Origin of the sequence: Rhizobium bangladeshense (genome assembly GCF_001662075.1) — a bacterium.
Classification (GTDB): Bacteria; Pseudomonadota; Alphaproteobacteria; order Rhizobiales; family Rhizobiaceae; genus Rhizobium; species Rhizobium bangladeshense_B.
Map to the genome: position 1 here is coordinate 24,509 of NZ_LYPL01000027.1, position 10,035 is coordinate 34,543.

General features: G+C 63.1%; 8 protein-coding genes and 1 tRNA gene. 5 read left to right on the top strand and 4 right to left on the bottom strand.

The annotated features are described in order from the left end of the window. Together drmD and A7X77_RS30240 are read right to left on the bottom strand one after the other, a co-directional pair. Nucleotides 1–3,162, bottom strand: coding sequence for a DISARM system SNF2-like helicase DrmD (gene drmD, locus A7X77_RS30235; RefSeq protein WP_064686498.1), 3,162 nt, complete (start codon nucleotides 3,160–3,162; stop codon nucleotides 1–3). A 214-nt stretch (nucleotides 3,163–3,376) separates the two neighbouring features. Next, nucleotides 3,377–3,451, bottom strand: a tRNA-Gln gene (locus tag A7X77_RS30240). 167 nt (nucleotides 3,452–3,618) lie between these two features. Here A7X77_RS30240 and A7X77_RS30245 point away from each other — a divergent pair. Genes A7X77_RS30245 through A7X77_RS30255 form a run of 3 tightly spaced genes read left to right on the top strand, consistent with a single transcriptional unit; the run spans nucleotide 3,619 to nucleotide 6,719 of the window. Continuing rightward, nucleotides 3,619–4,527 (top strand): MBL fold metallo-hydrolase, encoded by a 909-nt coding sequence (locus tag A7X77_RS30245; protein WP_064686499.1) that lies wholly within the window; start codon nucleotides 3,619–3,621, stop codon nucleotides 4,525–4,527. 24 nt (nucleotides 4,528–4,551) lie between these two features. Beyond that, nucleotides 4,552–5,001, top strand: coding sequence for a thiol-disulfide oxidoreductase DCC family protein (locus A7X77_RS30250; protein ID WP_064686500.1), 450 nt, complete (start codon nucleotides 4,552–4,554; stop codon nucleotides 4,999–5,001). Continuing rightward, complete coding sequence (locus tag A7X77_RS30255) at nucleotides 4,998–6,719, top strand: SDR family oxidoreductase (protein ID WP_064686501.1); 1,722 nt, start codon at nucleotides 4,998–5,000, stop codon at nucleotides 6,717–6,719. Before A7X77_RS30250 ends, A7X77_RS30255 begins: the two co-directional genes overlap by 4 nt. A gap of 365 nt (nucleotides 6,720–7,084) precedes the next feature. Here A7X77_RS30255 and A7X77_RS30260 read toward each other — a convergent pair whose 3' ends face one another. Then, the gene (locus A7X77_RS30260) at nucleotides 7,085–7,993 is read right to left on the bottom strand and encodes a DUF1499 domain-containing protein (RefSeq protein WP_064686502.1); all 909 of its coding nucleotides are present in this window, start codon (nucleotides 7,991–7,993) and stop codon (nucleotides 7,085–7,087) included. 330 nt (nucleotides 7,994–8,323) lie between these two features. Here A7X77_RS30260 and A7X77_RS30265 point away from each other — a divergent pair, with 330 nt between their 5' ends. Continuing rightward, entirely contained in the window at nucleotides 8,324–8,713 is a 390-nt protein-coding gene (locus A7X77_RS30265; protein WP_064686503.1) for a hypothetical protein, read from the top strand. Between the two features lie 6 nt (nucleotides 8,714–8,719). On the opposite strand, the gene A7X77_RS30270 is transcribed toward A7X77_RS30265, so the two are convergent. Beyond that, nucleotides 8,720–8,965 (bottom strand): hypothetical protein, encoded by a 246-nt coding sequence (locus A7X77_RS30270; RefSeq protein ID WP_064686508.1) that lies wholly within the window; start codon nucleotides 8,963–8,965, stop codon nucleotides 8,720–8,722. A 105-nt stretch (nucleotides 8,966–9,070) separates the two neighbouring features. Here A7X77_RS30270 and A7X77_RS30275 point away from each other — a divergent pair, with 105 nt between their 5' ends. Continuing rightward, entirely contained in the window at nucleotides 9,071–9,262 is a 192-nt protein-coding gene (locus tag A7X77_RS30275) for a hypothetical protein (protein WP_064686509.1), read from the top strand. The last annotated feature ends 773 nt before the right edge of the window (nucleotides 9,263–10,035 follow it).

The following is a 10,035-nucleotide window of genomic DNA, read 5'->3' on the forward strand; positions in this document are numbered from 1 at the left end:
TCAATTCGTCGCGGGCCAGAGGTAGACGATGCCGAGCGGCTCCAACTGCCGCGCCTTCACTTCATACCCGTCTTTGACCTTTTGGGGTTCGTGATCGAGGTCATCCTGCAGGCGAAGCAGTTTTTGGTCCCAGGTGCGGCGATCAGCCTCCATCTGCCGCATCTCCTTCTCCGACTGTTGACGCTGCTCTTCCGTCGAAAAGTCGAAAGCGAATTGGTCTACCGGCTTCTTCTCGCGCATCGCATCTCGCACCTTCTGAATCTGGCGTGTGAGGAGATCAGCCATGGCTTCCCCCTCACGCCGGCCGTTTTCAGCAAGCTCGGTCAGGGCCCTCTTTTCCGACGCTTCGGCTCTCGTCTCGAGGTATGGGCGAAGATCACGGATGTCGAGTTCCACCGTTCTCTCCAATCGTTCCACGACGCTTTGGATCGGCGTGCGCCCCGTGCGCAAAGCATCATCCAACTGGTCGATGGTCGTCATTTCGCCCCCTTCTGCGAAAGGCGACAGAGGGGCCTCATCTCGGCGAATATCGCGCCAAGCAGCGGTGATCGGAATGATTTCCTCATGCAGCCGGCGCGCACCAGGACCGAAGAGCGATAGCCTGCCAATCAAGACGACACGCGGCTGCGCGCCAGGACCGATGATAGCGGTGACCCTGCCGATATTGGAGCGGAAACCTTGCGACGCGAACCGGGAGATCAGCCGCTTGACCAGTCGGTGCTCCAGATGGAGCTGAACGACGTCCTGTGGCTCTGGCTGTCCCTCCTTCACGAAGGGAGGTTCAAAGACGAGGCCGCGCACCGGTGTCTTCCGACGCCAACGCTCCCGTTCATAGGGACGGCCAGGGCGGCCGGGACGGAGTTCGTCAAAAAGCGTTGCCCAACTGCGATCCTTGGCGAACGCGGGATGCTGCGGATCAAGTGCAAGAGCCTCAGGCACGCTGAAATGCCCTGGAGATAGCGCAGCGTTGTCGTCCTTCAAAGCGATCTCGACCACCTGCCGGATTTCGGCTCCATCGACACCGACCCGCTTACGTGCCTGCTCGAGAAGGCGCTGAAGTCGGTCCTGCTCTTCCTTCAGCCGCCCCAGACGTTTTTCCTGCTCGTCGCCGAGTTCCTTTTCGGCAGTCGAGACCTTGGAGGAGTTCTCGGCTTCGATCTCGGCGGAGATGCGTTGCGCCTCGCCGCGGCGAATACCATCTCGTGACAGGCGCTTCTCAATTGTCTGCCGCAACACTTCACCAGAGGCCCCAAGTTCCTTTCGGATGACCTCTGTCTTGCGCACCAAGGCATCGAGAACCCGGTCCTCCTCACGCTGGGTGTAGAAGAAATAGCTGCAGTTCACGGTCTTCGAGGGCTGTAGCTTTCTGTCAATTCGGCCGTTTCGTTGCTCCAGGCGCGAAGGATTCCAAGGCAGATCGACGTGGATCAGGTCATGGCATCTTGCCTGTAAATTCAGGCCTTCGCGTGCCGCATCAGTACAAACCAGAATGCGGACCGGTTCCTGATCAAACGGGGCATTAAAGGCAATCTTGATGCGGTCCCGCTCCTCAAGGCTGGTCTGGCCGGTGAAGACGAGGATGCGACCGTCGAGGTCGACCCTGTTGCGGCTCCGCCTGAGAAGGCCTTCCTTCAATCGATCCACGAGCCAGCGACGTGTATCATCCCATTCAGTGAAAAGGATAAGACGACGATCGCGCCATTGGTGCGAGCCGTCCAGCATTTCGGCCTCGGCCCAATCCAAAATCGCCTCTATTCGGCCGTCAGGACCGTCCTTCGCGACACTGGAAATCGCCAGCATGTGATCGACGTGGGCAATCGCGGCGTCGATATCCCCGAGCTCTGAGCGCGCTTCGACCGTCGCCACATCGATTAGATCGTTGTCTTCGGCCAGATCGATGACGTCGTCTGCAGAGACACCGGCTTCCTCTCGCTTTCGATTGAGCGTCTTGCGATGAGTTCTCAACGTTCTGTCGAACGCCGCAATTGAGGAGAACAGGCGTTGCTGGAGGTTGGCAAACAGGAAACGAGCCCGCGAGCCGCCATTGGATGACGACCGGTACTCGTCCAGCATCGCTGCGAGCGTGAGTTCGGGGGCGTTGCCAGGCAAGTTCTCAATTTTGATCGGCTTGACGATCCGCTCGGGGAAGGGCTGCCCCAGGAGGCGCAGGTCCTCCTTGAGCCTACGAACCATGACCGGTTCGAGTTCCTTCGCATCGACATTGATGCCTCTTGTGAAGCGTTGCGGGTCCAAGATTTCCAGCAGCGTCGCGAATGAGTTGGAATGACCGTTGTGCGGCGTAGCCGACAGAAACAGGCGATGTTCGAAGCGACCCGCGATCTGCCGCACGGCACGAGTCATTTGGCTTTCGGTTGCCCAGACGGTTCCGGAGGAAGGCGCAGCGTGATGGGCTTCATCAAGAATGAGCAGTGATCTCGCGCGAAATTCGCCGAGAAGGTCACGGAGGCCAGACATGTAGGTCTCGTCCGAAAGCACGCTGTGTGACACAAGGAACCGCGAACCGACGCTCCATGGATTGGCCGAGAAGCCACGGGTGCGGCGCGTCTCCAGCAGATATTCACGGTCTACGATGGTGAAATCCAACCCGAATTTCTGTGAGAGTTCATCTTGCCACTGTAGCAGCATGGAAGCTGGAGCCGCGACAACGACAATTTCAACACGTCGCCTGAGAAGAAGTTCGCGGACGATCAGTCCAGCCTCGACCGTCTTGCCAAGACCCACGTCGTCGGCGATCAACAGATTGACGCGAGGCAGGTCCAGGGCCTTTGCCAACGGCAGGAGTTGATAGGCATCCAAGCGAATGCCGGCTCGGAACGGAGCTTGGAAGAGCTTTCGATCTGCCGCAGATGCCGTCCGCCATTCAGTCGCCCGCAAAAACGCGCCGAGACGCTCAGGTCCCTCGAACGTTGTCTGGAAGAGGGCCGACCAATCGTTGGGATCGATCACCTGTTCATCAACTTCCGACGCAAGGGTGACGCGCAGCGCTTCGCCTTGTGCGTCGTCCTCAACGGAAATCAGATCAACGAACGGGATCGATCCGATTCTTCCACTTTGCTCAACGACCCAGCTTTTAGAGCGAATGCGGACAAACGTTCCTGGCAATAAGTCGTGGGAGGGTTTTGTCGTTGTCGCCGTATCCAAAATCTACTCCCCATCCACCTGCATCAAAGCCGGCGTAAACGCCTAATTCCGATCGCGCAATATTTAGCGCAACTTTTGATGGAAAGCTCCGGATAACTTTGAGATCCGAACTATTTTTGCACAGCCAATTATCAAAGATTACGCAGCTAGGCGGAGCAAAACGCACATTAAAGAAAAGTTGCGCTTCAAAGAAATGCTGGAAAACCTGGAACATTGGCTGGGGCGCCTGGATTCGAACCAGGGGATGGCGGTACCAAAAACCGCTGCCTTACCGCTTGGCTACGCCCCACCAGAGCTTGAGCGGCGAACCGCTTGCTCACAAATCGACGCCTGATTAGCAAAGCTCTTTGCCTGTCACAATGACTAAGTTTAAGCCTCGTGCAGATTTATGCGCGCGAAGCGGCGGGCGGCGTGCTAGCATAAGGCGATATTATCAACCTGAGATCATCGTCCCGCATGGAAAGTCCCGCATTCGACCTTGCTTTCGAGCCGGCCTATGGGCGCGCCGTGCCGGTTGCTCCCGATATCTTGCGCATCACGGCGGAAAATCCCGGGCCTTTCACCTTTTTCGGCACCAACAGCTATCTCGTCGGCTCTTCCTCGCTTGGCGTCATCGATCCCGGGCCGGAGGACGAGGCGCATTTTCAGGCGCTGATGGCGGCGATAGGTGGGCGGGAGGTGACGCATATCTTCGTCAGCCATACCCATCGCGATCACTCGCCGCTTGCCCGGCGGCTGCAGGCGGAAACGGGAGCGCTGACGGTGGGGCAAGGGCCGCACCGGCCGGCGCGGCGGCTCAGGGAGGGCGAGGTCAATCCCTTTGCCGAAAGCTCGGATATGGAGTTCGTGCCGGATGTCGCGCTCGGCGATGGCGAGACGATAGCGGGCGATGGCTGGGCGCTGACGGCGGTGCTGACGCCGGGGCATACGGCTAATCACGCCGCCTTCGGGCTCGAAGGCCGCGACATCCTGTTTTCCGGCGATCATGTCATGGCCTGGTCGACCTCGATCGTCGCCCCGCCGGATGGGGCGATGGCGGATTATATGGCCTCGCTCGACAGACTGATTACGCGCGAGGACGGCCTGCTGCTGCCCGGCCATGGCGGGCCGGTGCGCGAGCCGAAGACCTTTCTGCCGGCGCTGAAGGCGCATCGGCTGGGGCGCGAGCGGGCGGTGCTGGCGCGGGTCGCGGCCGGCGATCGTCAGATATCGGCGATGGTGAAGGCGATCTATCGCGATACCGATCCGAAGCTCTATGGGGCGGCGGCGCTTTCCCTCCTCGCCCATATCGAGGATCTGGTCGAGCGCGGCGCGATTGTCGCGGATGGGCCGCCCTCGCTTGCCGCGCGCTACCGGCCGGCGTAAAGGAGAGGCGGAGGGGAGATGAGCATGGGCCGAGCCGATTACAGCTATCGCACCGATCCCGCCGTGCCCGCCTTTGCCGATGACCGGCCGCTGATCGTCTTCGATGGTGAATGCGTCTTCTGCTCCGGCTGGGTGAAGTTCGCGCTGAAACACGACAGGCGGCACCGCTACCGCTTTGTCGCGGCGCAGTCGCCGCTCGGGCAAGCGCTCTACCGGCATTACGGGCTCGATTGCCGCGACTACGAAACCAATATCCTGATCGAAGGCGGCCGCGCCTTCTTCAAATCCGACGGCTCGATCCGCATGGTGGCGGGGCTCGGCTTTCCCTATTCGCTGGTGAAGCTGTTCCGGCTGCTGCCGCGGCGCGCAGCGGACGCGCTTTATGAATTCATCGCCCGCAACCGGCTGAAGATTGCCGGCCGCCAGAGCTGCATGGTGCCGACGCCAGAGCAGCGCAGCCGCTTCATCACATGAGCGGCGGCACTTTTTCCCTGCTGATCATCGGCGGCTACGGCAGCTTCGGCGGCCGGCTCGCCCAGCTGCTCGGCGAGGAACCGCGGCTCCGGTTGCTGATCGCCGGCCGCTCGCTCGAAAAGGCCGATGATTTCGTCTTCGATATGCGGTCGCCGAAAGGCGGCGCCGGGCGGCTCGGGAGTAACGATCTCGGGGCGTGGCTGCAGGCGGTCGCCTTCGATCGTGACGGTGACCTCCGGGAGCAGCTGACGCGGCTGAGGCCCGATCTCGTCGTCGATGCCTCCGGGCCGTTCCAGAGCTTCACCGGCAATGGCTACAAGGTGGTGCGGGCCTGCATTGAGCTCGGCATCGATTATGCCGATCTCGCCGACAGCACCGGCTTCGTCGCCGGCATCAGCGGGCTCGATGCGGCAGCCAAGGCGAAGGGCATCTTCGTGCTCTCGGGTCTGAGCAGCCTGCCTGCCCTCTCCTTCGCGGCGCTGGAGGCGATGGCGCCGCATTTCTCCCGCATCGAAAGTGTGGCGGCCGGCATTGCCCCGTCGGCGCATGTGAAGATCGGCCTCAATGTCGTCAGGGCGATCGCAAGTTATGCCGGCAAGCCGGTGGCGGTGCTGCGCGAGGGGCAGCCGGCCGACGGGCGCGGGCTGATCGACGAGATGCGGGTGGAGATCGCGCCGCCCGGTGTGGCGCCGCTCGCCAGCCGGATGTTCCTGCTGGTCGATGCACCGGATCTGGCGCTGCTGCCGCAGCACATTGCCGGGCTGCAATCCACCTTTACCGGGGTCGGCACCGAGCCGCAGGCGCTGCAGCGGCTGCTGAGCCTTGCCGCCCGGCTGGTGAAGCTGCGGCTGCTGCCCTCGCTCGCGCCGTTTGCGCGGGCGCTGCAGGCGGCCAGCCATCGCCTCGCCCTCGGCGCCCACCGCGGCGGCATGTTCGTGCGCGCCGGCGGGCTCGATCGCGATGGGCGGCGGCTGACATCCAGCTGGGATCTGATTGCCGAAGGCGATGACGGGCCGTTCGTTCCGATCATCGGCGTGGAGGCTCTGGTGCGCCGGCTGCTTGAAGGCATCCGGCCCCAGAGTGGCGCGCGGCCGGCGGCGGGGGAATTGTCGCTTGCGGATTTCGAAGCGGCCTTCCGGCGATTCAAGATCACCTCAGGCATCCGGCTGGACTACGAGGAGGAGCCGCTGCCGCTCTACCGGCGCATTCTCGGCAGCGCCTGGCAGCAGCTGCCGCCCGCCCTTGCCGCGATCCATGCCGGCGGCACCCGCCTCGCCTCCGGCCGGGCACGGATCGAGCGCGGCGGCGGACTGCTCGCCCGGCTCGTCGCCGGCGTGATCGGCTTTCCCCCGGCCGGCGACGATGTGCCGGTCGCGGTGCGCTTCGCCACCGATGGCGACAGGGAGATCTGGACGCGCACATTCGGAGGCAAGGCGTTCCGCAGCTGGCAGGCCGAGGGCAAGGGCGGCGACCGGCACCTGCTCGCCGAGGTCTTCGGTCCGTTCCGGGTGCTCTTGGCGCTGGTGCCGGAGGGCGACAGGCTGCGGCTTGTCGTGCGCGGCTGGCGGTTTTTCGGGGTCCCGCTGCCGCTGTTCCTGGCGCCCGGCGGCGACACCTACGAGGAGGAGCGCGATGGCCGGTTTCATTTTCATGTCGAGATCGGCGGGCCGCTGACCGGGCTGGTGGTGCGGTATTCGGGGTGGCTGGTGCTGGAGTGAGCCCTCGCCAGCGTCATGGCGTGACCTCTCTCCAGCCTCATCCTGAGGTGCGTAGCCCACAGGGCGAAGCCTCGAAGGACGGGGGCTGGCCACTGGTGCCACCCGCGCTCGCCCTTCGAGGCCCCTGCGGGGCACCTCAGGATGAGGGCTGATCGTTGTGCGGGCTGCCCTCTCCTTCCCTCATTGCTGTGTCCTCAGGAATGCGGGAGGTCAGTTGAGTGATACTGCAGGAGCGTCGAGTTTGCGGTGCTGGAAGTGGGTTGAGTTTGCCGCACCCTCTCCCGGCCCTTCGCTTGGGCTCAGGGCGTTCGCCGCTGCAATCGATTCACTGGATCGATTGCTGCCGCCTTTGGCGGCACCGCGGCTCACCCACCCGCAAGCCCCAGGAGTTCGGCGTCCAGCGCCTTCAAATAATCGCCGGCGATTGCGGCGCTGAAGCCGAGGTCGTGTTGGCCGTAGCGGGAGGCGACGCGGATGTCGACGAAGGTGGTTTCGGCCTCTTCGCGGAGCCGGATAAGGATATCGAAGCGCAGGCCGAGGACCAGCGTGCGGTTGGTCGCCTGCAGCGTCACGCCGTTGGCGCCGCGGATCAGCTTGGCGACATCGTCTACATAGGGGCGCGGGGTCGGCACGGGAACAATGCCGGGCGCGTCGGCGACGGCATCGTCGCTGCCGGGCGCCGGCTTTGCCGGTCTGTCCTCCGGGTCGTGATCCGGCTCTGTCGTGCCGGTGCTCCTGACGATGACAAAGCCGCTCTGCTTGGCGACCTTGCGCACCGCCTCCAGCACGCGGTCAAGCGCGCCCTCATAACGCCGGCCGGTCAGCTCGGGATAGGCGGCGATCTGCTTTTCGCGATCCTCCGGCGTCACGAGATTGCGCTTCAGCCAGATCTGATCGGCTTTCGGGGTCGAGAGCCAGTCAGGTGCTGCGACCGGATCGGTGGAGACGTCGTAGATGTCGGGCAGCGTCATGTAGCGCTCGGCGGCCAAGGCGCCGATGGCGAGCGGAAAGGCGGTATAGATCAGCGCGGCAAGTGCGGCGAGCCCGCCTTCGGCGCCTGATACCCAGAGGCTGCGCAGGCCGATTGCGGCCAGCAGGGCCGCCAGCAGCGCGAAACCGGCGGTGGTGATCAAAAGCAGCACGAGATAGGGAGTGGCAAGCCCGCCGAAGCGATGGGCGATCAGCACCGCCAGCGCCAGCACCAGGGAAAACGCCCCGAGCAGCCGCGAAAAGCGGGCGGCGCTGGAAACGGGACGGTCGTAACGGATGGCCATCAAACTTACCGGTTGCTCGTCAGCGCCGCGCCCTCAACCACGCAAATCGCCATATCCCTGTTTAGAGCATGATGCCGAAAAGTGTGAAGCGGTTTTCGGACGACATCATGCTCTATTTCTTTGATTTGGATCCGGATTCAGATTTTTGGCCAGCCCGGCCCAAAATCACCCGGATCGGGGCAAGATTCGGCTGAATTGAAACTGTTGTTTCGGAATATCCGATGGAATTCTCCCGACATCGCCGGGCCGATTCATGAGCCCTTGCTGATATGGGAAAAAAAGGTCATTCTGCCGCGGTTTCATCTCCGGTTTAAGGCAAGGAGAGGCGGGATGATTTCACCCGAGATAGCAGCAAGGCCGCAGGCGTCTGCGCTTGGCGGAATCGACCACGGCGAGCCGACGCTGCCGATGGAGCTCGTCGAGCTCGAACTTTCGCTCGAAGGTTATGCCGGCGGCGATGCCGGTTTCTGCGAGGCGGTGCGCCAGGCGGCAGGCCGGGCGGGCGGCGAGCTTCTGTTCGACCTGCCGGCCGGCGGCCTGATCGCCGATTGCCGGCGCATCGCGGTGCTGCGGATTCCCGATGGCGAAAGCGAGATGCGCGTCGTGCTGGCGCTGCTCGATTATGCCGGCACCGAAATCCGCATGCAGGCGCCCGACGAGGACACCGCGCATCTGGTGCGCTTCGCCGATGCCTTCGTCGAAGTGCTGGAGCGGATTTGAGCTGAATCAGCGCCGCTCGGCCGCGGCCTCCGCCAGGCTGCGGAAGGGAAATTTGCGGCCGCATTCGCATTTCAGCATGAAGCTTTCCTGGTGGTTGGAAGGGCGCTGCACGCCAAAGCCGCGCGGCAGCTGATCGACCTTGAAATCCGGATGCTTGCGCTTGGGATCGTCGATCTCCGAGGCCTCGGCAAAGCCGCTATTGCCGCATTGCGGGCAGTTCAGTTTCTTCGAAAATCGATCGCGGATGGCCATGCTGGTTTCCATGCTTGAGAGGCTTCCTCATACAGAGGAATGCCGGCTGGTGAAAGTGGAACCATCTTCCGGCGGTGCCGTTCCCTTGTCGAAAAGGAGGCGATCATGCCGAACAGAGATCCGACACCCAATGCCGATCCGCCGCGCGAGCCGACCCCGACGCCCGGCATTCCCGATCCCACGCAGGAAAAACCGCCGCTGACGCCGGCCGAGGATCCGGCCGATCCGAAGAACCCGCAAGACCGGCCGCTCGACCCGGCCCTGCTGCCGATCGGCGATCCGGCCGGGGCGGCCTGACCGTCAATCACACTCGCTCGTTCTTGTGCGGAGTCTCTCGACTTCGGCGGCTTTGACGAAAACGCCACCACACTCTCCGTCATCCCAGGCCTCGAGCCTGGGATCCATGCAACCGCTGCTGATGGACACGGGGTGGATGCTCGGCTCAAGGCCGATCCTCGGCTCAAGGCCGGGCATGACGGAACGTGGGGCGGACACTCGCTCGTTCTTGTGGAGAGTCTCGCTACTCTGGCGGCGCGTTTGGCGAAAACGCCAACCACACTCTCCGTCATCCCAGGCCTTGAGCCTGGGATCCGTGCAACTGCTGCCGGTGGTTGCGGCGTGGATGCTCGGCTCAAGGCCGATCCTCGGCTCAAGGCCGAGGATTACGGAGGGTAGTGTGGGCACTCGCTCGTCCTTGTGCGGTGTCTCGCTACTTTGGCGGCCCGTTTGGCGAAAAACGCCCACCACACTCTCCGTCATCCCAGGCCTCGGGTCTGGGATCCATGCCACTGCCGCTGATGGATACGGCGTTGATACTCGGCTCAGGGCCGAGCATGACGGAGCGAGGGGCGGACACTCGCTCGTTCTTGTTCGGTGTCTCGCTACTCTGGCGGCCCGTTTGGCGAAAACGCCCCACCACACTCTCCGTCATCCCAGGCCTTGAGCCACTGCTGTCCGGTTTAAATTCGTCACCATTGGAGGCTCATCTGGTGGAGATGGTGTGGCGGAGTGGCGGTGGGTTGCAGCAGGCGGTCGATCCTGCGGCGGTGCATGAGATTGGCGCGCACCAG